General features: G+C 46.0%; 12 protein-coding genes. 3 read left to right on the forward strand and 9 right to left on the reverse strand.

The features are described 5' to 3' along the window. Window positions 1-203: 203 nt before the first annotated feature. Window positions 204-692, reverse strand: a complete 489-nt coding sequence (rlmH, locus tag DVY93_RS03490) for a 23S rRNA (pseudouridine(1915)-N(3))-methyltransferase RlmH (protein WP_193005748.1) — start codon at window positions 690-692, stop codon at window positions 204-206. Between the two features lie 259 nt (window positions 693-951). On the opposite strand from rlmH, the gene DVY93_RS03495 reads away from it, so the two are divergent. Next, a complete protein-coding gene (locus tag DVY93_RS03495; RefSeq protein ID WP_230709117.1) occupies window positions 952-1398 on the forward strand; it encodes a DUF2147 domain-containing protein in 447 nt (148 codons plus the stop codon). 174 nt (window positions 1399-1572) lie between these two features. On the opposite strand, the gene DVY93_RS03500 is transcribed toward DVY93_RS03495, so the two are convergent. The 6 genes from DVY93_RS03500 to dapC form a co-directional block, all read right to left on the reverse strand. Continuing rightward, entirely contained in the window at window positions 1573-2121 is a 549-nt protein-coding gene (locus DVY93_RS03500; RefSeq protein WP_230709118.1) for a DUF421 domain-containing protein, read from the reverse strand. Between the two features lie 135 nt (window positions 2122-2256). Then, window positions 2257-2772: an ABZJ_00895 family protein gene (locus DVY93_RS03505; protein WP_230709124.1), complete on the reverse strand. Its 516-nt coding sequence runs from the start codon at window positions 2770-2772 to the stop codon at window positions 2257-2259. Between the two features lie 77 nt (window positions 2773-2849). Then, window positions 2850-4925, reverse strand: coding sequence for a D-alanyl-D-alanine carboxypeptidase/D-alanyl-D-alanine-endopeptidase (locus DVY93_RS03510; protein ID WP_230709127.1), 2076 nt, complete (start codon window positions 4923-4925; stop codon window positions 2850-2852). A 98-nt stretch (window positions 4926-5023) separates the two neighbouring features. Then, window positions 5024-5638, reverse strand: a complete 615-nt coding sequence (locus DVY93_RS03515; protein WP_230709129.1) for a 3'-5' exonuclease — start codon at window positions 5636-5638, stop codon at window positions 5024-5026. 34 nt (window positions 5639-5672) lie between these two features. Continuing rightward, complete coding sequence (locus tag DVY93_RS03520) at window positions 5673-7634, reverse strand: DUF294 nucleotidyltransferase-like domain-containing protein (protein WP_230709131.1); 1962 nt, start codon at window positions 7632-7634, stop codon at window positions 5673-5675. 141 nt (window positions 7635-7775) lie between these two features. Then, window positions 7776-9008, reverse strand: coding sequence for a succinyldiaminopimelate transaminase (dapC, locus tag DVY93_RS03525; RefSeq protein ID WP_193005741.1), 1233 nt, complete (start codon window positions 9006-9008; stop codon window positions 7776-7778). 266 nt (window positions 9009-9274) lie between these two features. Between dapC and DVY93_RS03530 the strand changes: the two genes are divergently transcribed. Continuing rightward, the gene (locus tag DVY93_RS03530) at window positions 9275-9976 is read left to right on the forward strand and encodes a hypothetical protein (RefSeq protein ID WP_230709133.1); all 702 of its coding nucleotides are present in this window, start codon (window positions 9275-9277) and stop codon (window positions 9974-9976) included. A 248-nt stretch (window positions 9977-10224) separates the two neighbouring features. Here the strand turns inward: DVY93_RS03530 and glnD are convergent, their stop codons facing one another. Next, window positions 10225-12972: a [protein-PII] uridylyltransferase gene (gene glnD, locus DVY93_RS03535; RefSeq protein ID WP_230709134.1), complete on the reverse strand. Its 2748-nt coding sequence runs from the start codon at window positions 12970-12972 to the stop codon at window positions 10225-10227. A gap of 248 nt (window positions 12973-13220) precedes the next feature. After that, entirely contained in the window at window positions 13221-14012 is a 792-nt protein-coding gene (map, locus tag DVY93_RS03540) for a type I methionyl aminopeptidase (protein ID WP_404672265.1), read from the reverse strand. A 328-nt stretch (window positions 14013-14340) separates the two neighbouring features. On the opposite strand from map, the gene DVY93_RS03545 reads away from it, so the two are divergent. Beyond that, window positions 14341-15429: a lipase family alpha/beta hydrolase gene (locus DVY93_RS03545; protein WP_230709136.1), complete on the forward strand. Its 1089-nt coding sequence runs from the start codon at window positions 14341-14343 to the stop codon at window positions 15427-15429. Window positions 15430-15441: the final 12 nt, after the last annotated feature.

Here is a 15441-nt window from a genome sequence, read left to right on the forward strand (position 1 = left end):
GATGTGTCCGCCCAAGATGTTGCTGCCGTGATGGGCGGCAGCGTACTATCGTGATGATCATCACGTGGACGGTGAGTCTGAGAGGCGTTAGGTGTCGCGCGTTTTGGATATTTCATGGTCCCTGTATTAGGGCGCGCGCCAGTTTTTCAATCTGTTTTGCTAGTGATATTTTTAGATTCAAAAACAGTGGGTATGTATTTTATTCAATTACCACGATGATAAGGGTGGTTGTTATTGATACTCATCGCTCGGTATAACTGCTCCATTAACACCACACGAACTAACGGGTGCGGCAGGGTCAGCGCTGATAATGACCACTTTACATCGGCTTTTGCTAACACTTCTGGCGACACCCCATCTGCACCGCCAATGACTAAGGCAATGTCATCGCCTTGCTGCATGCTGTCTGCCAGTTTGTCCGCCAGCCCTTCTGTTGAAATCATCTTACCTTTGACGTCCAGTACCCATAGCTGTTCGCGCCCTGTTGCGTTATGAGCGGCCAAAATTGCTTGACCTTCTTGCTCACGGTACTGTGCTAAATTGGCATCTGAAGGGTTTTTTGCCCGTTTTGCGGCGGCAATTTCAACGATTTCTGTGCTCAGCATGGGTTGGATACGCTTAAAGTACTCATCAAAACCCGTCTGCACCCAGTTCGGCATTTTATTGCCCACACTCAAAATTCTTACTTTCATAGGAAACACCATTTTAATAGTTGAAAAAACGTAATAGCAAAACGCTACGCTTAAATTACTGTAACAAACCTGACTTTTACAATGCTTTTTTTTATGCTTTACTAAGATTTGACAAACACTTGTTCTTTATATAGTCGTCTCTTAGCGCCGTTTGGTAGAGCGATGAGCAAGTACCCCGTGTTTTTGTCGTGCTTCTAGCCAGCATTATGGCCTTAGGGGTAAAAGGGATATTAACGTTTTTAAACGAAAGGAGTCGTTCATGAACCGTAGTATATCAAGTTTTCTCACGCTTACCGCAGGTACCCTGCTATCTACCTCCGTTTTTGCCGCCTCTTTGGACGGCACGCAATGGCAAACCATTGACGATAAAACAGGAGAAAAAAAGGCCATCATTCAGTTGTACGAAAACAATGGTAGAGTGTCCGGAAAAATCATTAAGGTGCTTGACAGAGAAAAGGCCAAAGCAGTCTGTACTAAGTGTCCGGGTAGCCTCAAGAATCAACCTATCGAAGGCCTGCGAATTTTAACAGGTCTAAAGGCCGATGGTAATAACCGATGGCGTGATGGTAAGTTGGTCGATCCTGAATCAGGTAAAGTCTATTCGGGTAAGTTGACGTTAAGTGATAATGGTCAAAGTCTAGACTTACGTGGCTATGTCGGCACACCACTATTTGGTCGCTCACAAACTTGGCAACGCATCAAATAACCGTTTGACGTTAGGTAGACGGTTTATTAACAGTCATTGTCATTTGAAATCAACTATTTAAAACAAACCACTTTAAGTAAAAGGGTGGCCAATAACCATGGGCTACCCTTTTTTATTGGCCAAATATGATCGAGCCAAATCGTTACTGCGTGGTTATTGAGTGTGACTTGCAGCCTACATTAAAGGCGCAATGGTTTGTGAGACGGTGCTTTCTGTCTCTTGGCTGTTGGCGCTAGTATCAGTTGGGGTGGGCTTTGGAATAATGGTGAGCTTTGCGTCAGACTCAAAGACAATCGCTTCAACATCATCGAAGTTGTTTATCCCTTCAGAACGCATCGCACATTCGATCTCTTGCCCAGTCAACCGTTCAGCGCGCATCGCGTCGGGCAAAAACTGCCCTTGATAAAAGACAATACGCGGCTCAGATAAAATAAAACTGCTAAATTGCGGGGAGATAGAGGCGTATTTGGTGACCAAAAACTGCAATAGGTACAGCACCAAGATAGAAGCAACCCCTTCGATAAAAGGCACTTCTTTAAGGAGAATAGTACTGGCACCCAAGGAGCCAATCATCACCGTGACAACCCAATCAAAGTTGTTGAGCTGTGAAGTGGAGCGCTTCCCTGAGGCTTTAGTGACCAGCACGATTAACACATAAACCATGGTTGCCGTCAGCACAATACGCCCAAGTTTGTCTACACTGTCAAAAAAAAGCATATCCATGAAGATCACTCCTGTTATCAAAGTAAAACTGCTTTTTATTAGTAAGGTATCTACTAAACTTAGCCTAACGGATTTTGCGCGTCTATAGGAAGAAATTTGTAGTCACTTGTAGAGGCCTTAGATATCTTGTTAGTCTCAAATCATCTTGCGTTTGGGATCAAGCAAGCGATTGAACGCCCAAATACTGATTCGAGCGCTGACTAAGGTCAGTACCAGTATCATGATCAACGATGAGAGCAGGGGTAACGGGCGTTGTTTGGCCATCTCAAACAACACTTCGCGATTTACCGCATCAAATAACCAAAACCATATGCCTAAGAAATAAACGACCGTGAGTAACCACACGGCTGCGACTCCGCCAAACATCAAACGATTGATCTCTTCACTATCTAGTGCGCGCTGCTGATGTTTGACAAATTTGTGTACCGCGATGTAGGCGCCGACAATGACGGAGAGTACGGTGATGAGCTGGGAGTTTAGGGCGATTTGGGTTTGGATCATCATGAATATCACACTGGCAAGCGTATAACCAATCGCGAAAAACCCAACATATTGAGCCAGTTTAGGCTGAGCAAGTTCATGGTGTTGTGCTGCCCTGTTATGGCCTAAATGTGGGTTGGATTTATTGAGTTTAGTTGTCTTACGTGACATAAGCTGACCTTTATAAAGATAAAAAACAGAAGGTTCAAATTAACATTATGGTGCGATAAAAGTAAGATAAAAGGGGCTCATTGCTGCGCTGTCCAGTCTAGCATGGCATCTAATACGGGTCTCGCGGTATAAGTGTTTAACGCCTGCTCACTATTGATGAGCCCAACCACGACATAGTCCTGTCCTGATACCCCTTTGACATATCCTGCCATCGAAGTGACGTTGTTTAAGGTGCCCGTTTTTATCCACGCGCGACCAATGGCGGCTGACTCAGGTAAACGGTCACTATGCGCCGTAATGGTGCCGCTGACACCAGCCACGCCCAAAGAGTTGACGTAGGCATCGAAGCTTGGACGATTATAAGCGTACGTTAATAACTCGCTTAAGTTAGCGGCAGTGATCGTACAGTCGCGGCACAGTCCTGAGCCATTGGTTAGATACGGTGGCGGCGTGTCTAAATGGTGCTGCCACCACTGATTGATGGTCTGTAGTGTCTGTGGATAGCCCGTCGCAGCCGCGTTGCTAACTTGATACAAGCTGCTGGTTTTCTGGAGACTATTTTGATTGCCAATTATTTGCTCACGAGCCTTTTCACTGGAAATACTTTTATCGGTATTAGGTAAATTTTCGTGATGATAAGCGCCTATCGATAGCGCCACTTGCTCGGCCATGACATTGTTTGAGAAGTGATTGATGTCATGGACCTGCTGCCTTAAATTTAGCGAGGGGTAGCTGACAATGGGTAGTGGTGACACAGACAGGGCGGCCAGACCTTTTGCTGGCGTTGGCTTTTTTGTCGCATCATACGGGGTTTCTTGGGTAATGACGTGTCCACTTAAGGTATTGCCCAGCGTTTGCCACTTAGCGGCGATGACCCGTGCAGCGAACTCTTTGGCATCAGGGTAGGCGACATAAAAAGCATGCTCTTGACAGCGGTTTGGCAGATCGGTATTTAGTACTAACTGTTTGGCTTGCCACTTTGGGGCGAGACTATAGCGTGCTTGACCGCAGGCTGCTGCACGCACATCTATCACGCTTGGCATGTGATAATTCGCTAATTGCGGCGTGTACGTGAGGCGAGCTTGACCGTTGTCCATCGGATAGCTTTTGATACCAACGGTGCTAAAATTGACCAAAAATCCATCAGGACTGGCGTTATAAGGACGTAGTGGCGCATTATCAAAGGCGGCAGGGTCTTTAGTAACGTTGTGAAAAATAGAACTATCGACAATCATATCCCCATTGATATGACGAATCCCTGAGGTTTGTACTTGATACAGCAGTTGTTTTAAACGCTCATGGGTCATTTTTGGATCGCCGCTTCCTTGGATAATCAAGTCGCCATACAGCCGATCTCCTATCACTAAGCCTGTGTGATAAACACGCGTATGCCAGACAAAGTCGGCACCTAGTGTGTCTAAAGCGATAAAACTGGGCACCAGTTTCATGGTGCTGGCGGGGGTGCGCGGAGTATCAGGCTGGTGACTCAGTAATGGGGAAAATGAGATTTTGATAGCAGATGCCGCTGTGTTGGTATGATTGTCTGCTGCGCCCATGCTGCCATTATCAAGGACTGCTTGGTTACCAACTGACTGAGAAGCGGAATGATGACTATCGGGGATCAGCGTTGGAATACTCTCCAAGCTTTGATAGGTATAAGGGTCGTCAGTATAAGCGTGTATTTTTTGCTCGTGTTTTTTAATCGTTCGCTTCTCGATAGTGGTTAGGGTAACCTGCGGACTTGAGTTGTTTTTACCATCGTGCTTAGCATTTTGAGTACTGTTTTGTTTGACGCTTTTAGAGTCAAAAGCTGCCTCAGTCTCTGCCGAGTCACTGCTATCGATAACTTGAATGGGAGAAGGCAGGTGGCTGGCGTTTTTATCACCGACTGGCGTGATGACCATACTAATATCAGAAGCTGATAACTCTGCACGTGATAAAGCGGCTTGTATGGCCGCTGGCAATGCTGCTTGTGCATAGAGTGGGGTTGCTAAAACTGTCACTGCAATGAATATGCTAAGTAACGATAAGCGTTTACTGGCTTGAGATGTCACACGAAAATAGCCAACAGAAGGTTTTGCTTTGGCGTCATTTTTGGTGTCAATAAGAGCGTTATTATTGAGGGTGTGGCAGCGTTTAGAGGTGGGTTGCATAAGCATCTATCGTCAGCTAAAAAAACAGCCTATGGTAACATGAGTTGCTGTTTTCGCGTAGATGCCAGGCGTTGTTTGATAGTCGCCGAAGCTTCTTATCACGAGCGCGCACGGAGATGCAAAAACGCCATTGCGGTCATAATCGCGTCATTATAAGCATCATGAGCACCCAGCTCAGGAATGTCGTAGTGCGCTAAAATGTTGCTCAAATGCTGCGATTGATTGGGAATACCTTGAGTACGATCACCCATACGCTGACTGTATAACTGACGGACATCAATGATCTTATTTGGTAGGGCCGTGCCCATGTAACGTTTGACCAAGGGGTTTAAAAACCCAGTGTCTAGCTGTGTACAAAAGCCAACGATCGGTCGATTGCCTATAAATGGCAGCAAGTACGCCAGCATCTCCTCATAGCTCATGCCATGCTCAACATCAGCGGTACGCAAGCCATGAATAACAATGGTATCGCGATCTGGCATCACAGGTGGTTTGCATACCAGATGCATACCGTTGCCCGTATCGATAACATCACCGTTGATGTGAATCGCTGCGATAGATAACAAATGGTGTTTTCTTGGGTTCAGCCCCGTCATTTCACAATCAATCGCCACCCACTGCTTGGCTAAGGGTTTGCTAAACATAAACGCCAGCTCTGGGCGCTGTAGTTGCGTCTTTTGCCAAGCGTAAGACAACTGTTTTAGCCAACTCATAATCGTTACCCACCCATTTACGTTAGTGTTAGCCTTATGATATTTCTAATTGATAGTGCTGACGGAGCTGTGTCTTAAAGCTTTTGACCACTGCCAAGCACTCTTTTAACAAGTCACGCTCAAGCGCAGTTAAGGTCATGGGGTCGACTTGCCGTGCGTGTTTGTCATCGGTCGAGAGTGCCACTGATAAACGCTGCGCCATAAAAAATTCCAACGCTTCCAATAAGGTGTCGGCGCGCTCTTGGTTGATGACATGAGCTTGCACCAACGCCTTAAGACGGTCTTTTGTGCTCGGCACAGTTAAGATGTCATATTCTAATGCCAAGGTGCGAATTCCATGTACCAGAGGGAAGATACCGGCTTTTTTTAGGTCAATGTCTTGTGAGCTGGACTTGCCACCGAGCAATGGCATGAACTTTTGCCACCACTGATTGACATCACCAAACTGTAGTGCTGCGCGGGCGAATTGACGAACGAACATTGGATCTGATTGCCGATGGGCGACCTTGAGGTGTTGACGTACTTGGGTCAGGAGCGACTCATCACCGCAGACGTATTCACCATCGAGTATGGCGGACAAATAAATACCATGCATCGGATCGGTGTTTTTAAACCATACGCCAATCTGGGCGTTAAACTGTTTTAGCGGTTGCCGCCACATGGGATTGGTCATCATGATATTGCCGTCACACAGGGGGTAGCCTAGGTCTGCTAAATGGTGATTAAAAGTGTCAGCAAACTGGGCCAAATCAGGATGCGTGTAGCCATCGCGTATGATGAGCGCATTATCTTGGTCAGTACGCATGATTTGTTCGCCGCGACCTTCAGAGCCCATCACGATGAGGCAGGTATTTTTCATGACGGCCTCAGGCACGATCAGCTGCCAAAGCTTGGTAAATACCTGTGCGTTTAGTGTCTGTACCATGCGGCTAACGTTGCCGATTTTTACGCCGTTTTGATGCTGAGCACGAATATAGCGACCGATAAGCTCGACCGCGGTATCTAGGCTCGTTAAGTCTTTTGCTTGTTCGATTTGCATACTAATAAGCTGTGAATGGTGACTAATGTGAGCGAGCAGGTCGCTTTGTCCTAGCACGCCTGCCACGTTACCGTCATGGTCAATGACCGGCAATCGATGGATGCGATAGCGAGTCATGGTCAGTAGAGCATCACCAATCTCATCATTCGCTCCGATTGTCCGTAAATTAAAGTTGGCGTAACGCTGGCAAGGTGTCGTGGCGGGGTCTTGCTGGTCACTCACAGCGCGGCAAATGTCCGTGTCGGTGAGTATGCCTAATAGACGGCCGGTGCGCTGGGGCAACGCGACATCATTTTCTACAGAATGGGGCTGTATCAGTACGTGTTTTAGTCCGGCCTTTGTCATGATACCAGCGGCTTCATAGAGACTAGCGTTGGCATCGACAATATGTACTGGCAATAACTTAACCTCAATCACAGGCTGCAGCATAATCTGCTGTACTTCTTGTTGGGTATTATAATGAGAGGGGTCGATGACTTTGCCACTGCGCCGTTGTCGTAAGGCTTTTAAGCGTTCCGGCAGCTTGTCTGATAATAGCTGGCGTACCAGATGATTCTGAGCGCTGATTTTATCAACTGTGCTGCCAGCTACTTGCAGCAGCAAGGTGTCTTCAGTCGCTCGAAACTGATAGGTCTGTATAGCTTTAGGGTTGGTGCTGTTTTCATCTCCTTGTTGTAAGCTGTTTTTGGGTGATGCTTCAGGCAGGCGTCGACTATCGAACCAGTCGTTGTTATTGAGATCGTTAGAGTGGTTGCTACCCAAATAAGACGCGACAAAGTCACCATCGAGTGACTGTTCAATCTGTCCTTTGATGACCACATAAAGGTACTGTAACTCTGCCACAGGTAGGCTTTCATCTTTGGCAAGGAAGCGGATTTGGGTGTTTTTTCTGATGCTTTGACGCTCAGCCAAGCTTAATACATCAAAGGGGGGCTGGGTAAAATCAAGATGGGGCATGGCATCGTCCTTGATGGCACATTTAAAAAAGACTCTTTACTATAGCACTATTAAGGCAAAAAACCTTTAATAACCACAGTTATATTGTGGCTATTAAAGGCTGAGGTCTTGCTGACCGCTTAATCTTTAGGCAGCTACCGTTTATGTGCCCAGCAGTTGACGAATGCGACTGATCGCTTCACGGCTTTCCTCGACACTAGCGACTAGGGCGATACGCACATAACCTTGTCCAGGATTGTGACCATTAACCTCACGGGACAAATAGCGTCCTGCTAGCGCGTGAATGTTGGCCTGTTCATAGAGGGCTTTGACAAATACCTCGTCATCACCGTCGAACTGCTCAGGGACCTTTATCCAAAAGTAAAAACCAGCGTCAGGCATACGTAATTCTAGTAACTCGCCAAGCTCAGACATCCAGAGTGCAAATTTTTCTTGATAAAGCTGACGATTGTGTGCCACGTGCTTTTCATCTTGCCAAGCTGCAATAGAAGCAAGCTGATGCGGTATCGGCATCGCACAGCCTTGATAGGTGCGATACTGCAGGTAAGCCTGCAAAATCTTGGCATCTCCCGCCACAAATCCTGAGCGTAAACCGGGTAAGTTTGAGCGCTTGGACAACGAGTGAAAGACCAAGCAGTTGTGAAAATCATTCCGACCCAGAGCAGCGCAGGCTTGTAATAGACCAATTGGCGCTTTATCAAAATACAGCTCGCTATAACACTCGTCGCTTGCGATGATAAAACCGTATTGATCTGACAGACGAATGAGGTGCTCCCAGTCATCCATCGTCATGACTGAGCCTGTTGGATTATTTGGGCTACAAACAAACAACAGCTGCGTGCGCATCCAAACGTCCTTTGGCACGGCGCGATAGTTACCTTTAAAATCATCATCGGGTGTACAAGGCACAAAGTAGGGTGCGGCTTGGGCGAGTAGTGCCGCGCCCTCGTATATTTGATAAAACGGATTGGGCATGACAACCGTCGGCGGTTGATCAGACCCAGACAGCGAATGGCTCTCTGTATCGATTTTTTTATGATCAATGACCGCTTGTACCACGCTAAAAATGGCTTCGCGCGTCCCCATGACCGGCAATACCTGCGTATTGGCATCGACATGATGCAAAAAAAACCGCTTCTCTAACCAGTGCGCGATGGTTTGCCGCAGCTCAAACAAGCCGTTGGTGGTGGGATAATGGCTTATTTTGTCCAAATTTTCGTGTAGGACGTCCAAAACAAATGCGGGCGGCTTATGTTTTGGTTCGCCAATACCCAGCTTGATTTCACTGTAGCTATGGGCTGGCGTGCTATCGGCAAGCAAGGTTGCCATCTTGGCAAAGGGGTAAGGGTGTAGGTGGGTCAAGTTGTGATTCATAAGTAGGGTAACTATAATGGACAATTAATAATAAAGTTATAAAGAAAAGTTACATTTAAGCAGTGTAGCATTTCTTTTGTTTTTTTTCCTTGGCTTCTTATATTAATACTGTGTGTCTTGTAAAAGGCAAATAACTGTAATAAATTGAGAAGCCAGGGTTTAAAGAGGCTAAATAGCGTTAAGTAAAGCTTATCAGCTGATAACTTATAACAATGAAAAAAACCGCTATCAGACCTAACGATAGACTATTGTGAGGATAGTTTGATATGCCTAGTGCTTCGAATATTGAAGATATCAATACTAAAGAGAGCAGTACTGAAGAGAGTATTGCCAAAGATATCAGTAATGAAAACGATGAGAGTAGCCAACAACGCACTAAATTGTATGAGCTATTAAAACAGCGGGAGCAGTGCTGGTGGCAAGCTCGTCAGCAACTGATTAATCGTAAAGAACGAAAGGTGGTTTGGTACGGCGAAAACAGCTTAATGATGTGGTTGCTGTGGCAGCTGGTCAGTTATGTGGTCGTGGCGATGGTGCTGATGTTCCTCAGTAGCTTGTTGAACATACTGCTAACTTTATGGCAGTACGTTGCCTTATTCATCTTACAAACCGTGGTTTTTATCGCTATGCTGGCAGCCAAAGGGCGTACAGCAAAAACTCTGCAACGCAAAATTGATAAAGATGAGATAGTACGCGAAGAGGCGTTTAATGAGATGATTATTTTGGCAGAGGATAGTCTGTATCCAGATGTACACGCCAAATCGCCTATCTCTTTGAGGCAGGTGTATGAGTGCTTTGATGGGAGTTTCCATCTGGCAACCTTACATGGTTTACTACAAAAAGAAGTCGACGCTGGACGCCTCATATTAGGGCAACAGCAGATGGATGCCAAAATTTTACCGCCAGATCTTGCCGATGATGAGCTCGATGAGCATGCTAGCGAGATGGTGTATAAAAGCACGTTATAAGCACTGACCGACGCTAAATGCTAGAAGAATGCCTATGATCACGTCCTAAATAATCACGTACTAAGGGTAACCATTTTCTCGCGAGCGGTCATACCATTACAGTGCTTGAACATGTTTCTCAGCCCCACACGTCACCAGTAATAAATAGCTTCTTTACGCTGTATCGACAGTACAATGTTTAATGACGTTTTTATTCAGTGCGCTCTCTGTTAATCAACGAAATGATTAGCAGAGAGTACATTGCCATCTTAAATCACTTGGGTGTCTTTTTGGACGCTCAGACTCAGGATTAGTGCTGATTTTAAGGCCTCTAATCGATCAGCTGACAATGGCTCATCATTTTGATCACTGATATAAAACATATCCTCTGCACGCTCACCTAACGTGGTAATACGAGCAGCGTGTACCTCAATTCTCTCTTGCAAAAACACTTGTCCCACTCGTGCCAATAGCCCTGGCTGATCAAGTGTCTCTAAGCTCATGATATGTTGATCTGACGCTTCATTAAATTCAAAGTTAATAACCGTCGTTACTTCAAAATGCCTAAGTTGACGCGGGATACGTTTATTCGTCAGCTTTAGCACGGTAGGGTCTTTAAAGGCATTGATTAACCGCTGCTTAAGCTCTTGCTGGCTGTCTTCATCGACCAAGAGCGTCCCACTAGGATCGAGCAACACATAAGAATCCAATGCAAAATCGCGGGTGGCAGTAATGATGCGGGCGTCTAAAACGTCTAGATTCATCTGATCAAACACCGCCATGGTAACCGCAAAAAGATTTGTCTGATCTTGGGTATAAACAAAAACCTGTACCGCATCAAGAGCCAGCTCACGATGCTCTCGCAACACGATCAATGGTGGACTGTCCGCATTGGAGGCAAGGCCAATCGGGGGATGGTTCAAGATGGCTTCGGTATGCCATAAGATGTCTTCAGCAATCTCTCGCAAAAAGTACTCATCACCCAAATCATCCCATAGCCGCAAGACTTCATCGCGATTCATGTGCTGATTATTAACATTGTCTAGCATTGTGAGGGCTTGCCTACGTGTGGCACTGATCATGTCTTGGCGGTTGGTGGGCGCATCAATGTCAGCGCGCAAAATGCGCCGCGTTTGCGAGTATAACTGCTTCATCAAGGTGGCTCGCCAACTGTTCCACAACTGTGGGTTAGTGGCATTCATATCTGCGACGGTGAGCACATAGAGATGATTGAGGTGGGTCACATTACCCACTAGGTTGGCAAAAATGGTGACGACTTTTGGATCTGAGATGTCTTTTTTCTGGGCGGTCATCGACATCAATAAATGATAGCGGGTCAGCCAGCCAACTAGGTTTGCATCCGCTAAACTCATGCCATGGGCCAAGCAAAAATCAATCGATTCTGTTTGCCCAAGCTCACTATGATTGCCGCCGCGGCCTTTAGCAATATCATGAAACATGGCTGCGAGCACTAAGATCTCTTTGCGCTCGATACGTTGAAAAATAGAGCTGACCAATGGGAAGTCTTCATAAAAACGTGGATCAGTGAAACGGTGCAAAATCCGAATCAAAAACAACGTATGGGCATCCACCGTATAACGATGAAACAAGTCATACTGCATCAGACCAGTGACTTGCGCAAAAGCGGGAATATAGCTGCCCAAAACGCCACAGCGATTCATGGTACGGAGGCGATGAAAGAGATAGTTTTGTTCTTTTAAGTTGGCTAAAAAAAGCGCTTGGTGGGTGGGGTTGTCGCGATAAACCTGATCGATACCGCGTGCTGCGATTTTTAATGCCCTCAGGGTATGCGTACGGACGTTTTTGATACCGTATTGACCCATCAATAAAAACATCTCTAAAATGGCGTCAGGATGCTGGGCAAATACTCGATGATGCGCCATGGCGATTTGTTCACCCACTTGATTAAAGTGTGCGTTGATTGGCTGCTTTTTTGGGCGCTCATCATCTGGCAGCTGCGGCTCTATGATCGTCTCGTAGTAATGATTGGTCAACATCTCAGACAGCGTCGATATCTGCATAGCACAGCGATAGTAATCCCGCATAAAGCGTTCCACCGCCGCATTAGGTTGATCGTCCGGCTGCGTCTCATAACCCATCAGCTGGGCAATCTCACGCTGATAGTCAAACAGTAGCTTGTTTTCATTACGGCCAGTCAACACATGCAAATAATGACGTATTTGCCATAAGTAGCCTTCTGCAAAGCTCAGCTCATCAAACTCCTTTTCGGTCAAAAAATTTTGCTGGACTAAATCATAAAGCTTACCAACTCGAAAATAACGTTTGGTCACCCAGCCGATGATGTGAATATCGCGTAGGCCACCAGGGGCCGTTTTGATATTTGGCTCAAGATTGTACTCTGTGGCGTTGTGCTGTAGATAGCGTGCTTTGGCTTCTGCAATTTTTGCGTCAAAAAAGGCACGGGGCGTCCACTGCTTATTGACAATCTGAATAGGCACATCTTGCAGAGCCTCATTACCAATCAGTAGCCGAGCTTCGAGCTGTGCACTAGCAATGGTGTGATCAAGCGCCGCTTCTAGAGCGTCACTAACGCTCCGCACAGAAAGGGCAGGCTCTAGCCCTATGTCCCAGAGTAGCGCGACCAAGCGGTCAATTTTTCCACTCGTATTTGTGTCAACCTCTTCAGGGGAAAGCAGTAAAATATCAACATCTGAATAAAGCGACAGCTCACCGCGGCCATACCCACCAGTTGCAAACAATGCCAAATCGGTCTGATCCAATTCAAACCACTTAAACAACGCTATCAGTAGGCTGTCAATCGCACAGGCCCGCGCTGCCACTAATTGACGAATATTGACGCCGCGTTCTAGAGAGCGGCTAATATCTTCATTAATTTGAGCCAACCAATCAGGAATGCCAAGCAACGATTTTTCTGTTGCAGCGGTGTCTGGCAGCAGTGAGGCATTTGTCGCTATATCACTTGATAGTAAAGGCAGAGGCGTGAGATCGAGAGTCGCGACATCGCAATTAAACATGAGTGTTATCCAATTAAGAATTTAAAAATCAATCGTTAGAGCTAATAGTGGACTAAAAAAAAGGCCGTGAAAATTAAGATATCGCTACGTGAAGGTACTGCTATATGGTCATTGAATGTAACTGTATTTAATGAGCAGTATAAAGGGACATCATCGCTAAACAGTCACTAGACAATCACCACGCATAGTACGCAATATGCCTGAATTTTAGTCCAAAAAAAAGACCGCCTAGGCGATCTTTTGTAGTACTACTGGGTCAAAAAGCTTAAATCTTCTTCAGGGCGAGTGGTAAACACTTCACAGCCATTATCGGTCACGACCATCGTGTGCTCCCACTGAGCAGACAGCTTACGGTCTTTGGTAATCGCCGTCCATTCATCAGGCAAAATCTTAGTCTGCCACGTGCCTTGGTTAATCATCGGCTCGATGGTAAAGGTCATTCCTGTTTTTAGCTCAAAGCCGGTGCCTTTTTTGCCATAGTGCATGACTTGTGGTTCATGGTGAAACTCATTACTAATACCATGACCACAGAACTCGCGCACGATACTAAAACGCTCAGGTTCCACCACTTCTTGAATAGCAGCCCCGATATCGCCTAAACGAGCGCCATTTTTGACGACACTCATACCTGCATATAGCGCGTCTTGTGCCACTTTGCAGATACGCTGCGCCATAATTGAGCCGTTACCCACGATCCACATTTTTGAGGTATCGCCGTAATAGCCGTCTTTAATCACCGTGACATCGATGTTGATGATATCACCATCTTTTAGCAGTTTGTTTTCGGTTGGGATGCCATGACAGACGACATGGTTTACCGAGGTACAAATAGACTTTGGAAAGCCATTATAGTTGAGCGGCGCAGGAATCGCCTGTTGCACATTAACGATATAGTCGTGAGCGATTTGGTTCAACGCCTCGGTACTGATACCGACTCGGACGTGCTCATCAAGCATGACAAGGACATCGCTGGCAAGTTTACCGGCCACACGCATTTTTTCTATGGCGTCGGCGGACTGGATAAGGGATTTTTTAGTCATCATGATCTTACTTATAGTTATGGAATTAATGTCTTGCATTATAGCATAAATGCAGCTGCTGCTGTTTTGTGAGACTGGCGTATAGAGCGTCAGTTGAGCTGACCGCTGACCTAGAAAGTCATGAGTTTATACATTCACAGAAATGACTATATGGTCATAAATAAATTGCCTATCGTTAATAAAATAATTGAATGTTGCAAAATATAGACGTATTGTAAATTTAGTTGCTAAAAGGATTAGCCATTGTTTTGAGAGTGTTTGTATTGCCGGTAATACAAACGCTCATGCATGAGAACGACAAAACGCTAACGATAACAAGGACGTTATTATGATGCTCAAAGCTTACTTTTCGACGGCGTTTACGCCTGCTCTGTTTTTACCTTCCCTTGGTGCCATTGGTGTTGGTGTGGTCATGATGGCAGTGCAAACCACCTCTGCCCAAGCCGCTGGCCAGTACTATAATTGTGCCAATCCTACGGGATGCAAGCTGGTCAGTAACCAGTATTGGACGTCAAGTCATACAGCTACCCAGTATCCCATTGTCATGGCTCATGGTCTTGGTGGTTTTACTAAAGCATTTGGGTTGGTGGATTATTTTCATGGTATCCCTGAGACCTTAATGAGTGGAGGAAGTCAGGTATATACGACCAAAACCTCATCGGTTCACAACAGTGAGTTTCGCGGTGAGCAGTTACTGCAACAAGTTAAAACCATCAGTGCCATCTCAGGCAGCCCCAAAGTCAATTTACTCGGTCATAGTCAAGGCGGTATTGATATTCGTTATGTCGCTGCTGTAGAACCGAAATACGTGGCATCAGTAACGGCTATCGCAAGCCCAGAGCAAGGCTCAAAGATGGGCGACTGGGTAATCAAACAAGTCGTCGAAGGGAGTGCAAAGGATGGCTATGATGAAGGCGAGTTTAATGTTGGCTCACAGATAGCCATTGGGTTTTTTAAGTTTGTGGGTGGCTTTATGGACGTCAGCGCGGGTATTGGTTTTAAAGAGATACAAGAGCAAGACGGTTGGAACGCGGTCCTTGCCTTATCGACTGACTATGCCACTCAGTTTAATGCCAAGTTTCCAGCGGCGATGCCAACCACCTATTGTGGTCAGCCTGCTAACACGGAAGTTAACGGCATAAAGTACTACTCATTCAGTGGTATTGGTCAGCTCACCAATGGCCTTGACCCTAGTGACTATATGCTGGCCTTAACCGGCACCACCTTTGATAACGATCCAAACGATGGTTTGGTATCTGCCTGCTCAAGTCGACTTGGGTATGTCATTCGTGATGACTATCGAATGAATCATTTGGATTCAGCCAATCAAGTATTGGGCTTGACTGCATGGGGGCAGCCAGACCCAAAAACTTTATATCGTGGTCACGTTAACCGTTTGAAAAGGGCCAATTTATAAAGCTCATTGATA

Source organism: Psychrobacter sp. CCUG 69069, from assembly GCF_021023115.1.
Classification (GTDB): domain Bacteria; phylum Pseudomonadota; class Gammaproteobacteria; order Pseudomonadales; family Moraxellaceae; genus Psychrobacter; species Psychrobacter namhaensis.

Bases quoted from the DNA above. Each gene is read 5' to 3' on its own strand.
- DVY93_RS03545 (WP_230709136.1), top strand. From the start codon at position 14,341: ATGATGCTCAAAGCTTACTTTTCGACGGCGTTTACGCCTGCTCTGTTT.
- DVY93_RS03520 (WP_230709131.1), bottom strand. From the start codon at position 7,634: ATGCCCCATCTTGATTTTACCCAGCCCCCCTTTGATGTATTAAGCTTG.
- DVY93_RS03500 (WP_230709118.1), bottom strand. From the start codon at position 2,121: ATGGATATGCTTTTTTTTGACAGTGTAGACAAACTTGGGCGTATTGTG.
- glnD (WP_230709134.1), bottom strand. From the start codon at position 12,972: ATGTTTAATTGCGATGTCGCGACTCTCGATCTCACGCCTCTGCCTTTA.
- dapC (WP_193005741.1), bottom strand. From the start codon at position 9,008: ATGAATCACAACTTGACCCACCTACACCCTTACCCCTTTGCCAAGATG.
- rlmH (WP_193005748.1), bottom strand. From the start codon at position 692: ATGAAAGTAAGAATTTTGAGTGTGGGCAATAAAATGCCGAACTGGGTG.
- DVY93_RS03510 (WP_230709127.1), bottom strand. From the start codon at position 4,925: ATGCAACCCACCTCTAAACGCTGCCACACCCTCAATAATAACGCTCTT.
- map (WP_404672265.1), bottom strand. From the start codon at position 14,012: ATGACTAAAAAATCCCTTATCCAGTCCGCCGACGCCATAGAAAAAATG.
- DVY93_RS03495 (WP_230709117.1), top strand. From the start codon at position 952: ATGAACCGTAGTATATCAAGTTTTCTCACGCTTACCGCAGGTACCCTG.
- DVY93_RS03515 (WP_230709129.1), bottom strand. From the start codon at position 5,638: ATGAGTTGGCTAAAACAGTTGTCTTACGCTTGGCAAAAGACGCAACTA.
- DVY93_RS03505 (WP_230709124.1), bottom strand. From the start codon at position 2,772: ATGTCACGTAAGACAACTAAACTCAATAAATCCAACCCACATTTAGGC.
- DVY93_RS03530 (WP_230709133.1), top strand. From the start codon at position 9,275: ATGCCTAGTGCTTCGAATATTGAAGATATCAATACTAAAGAGAGCAGT.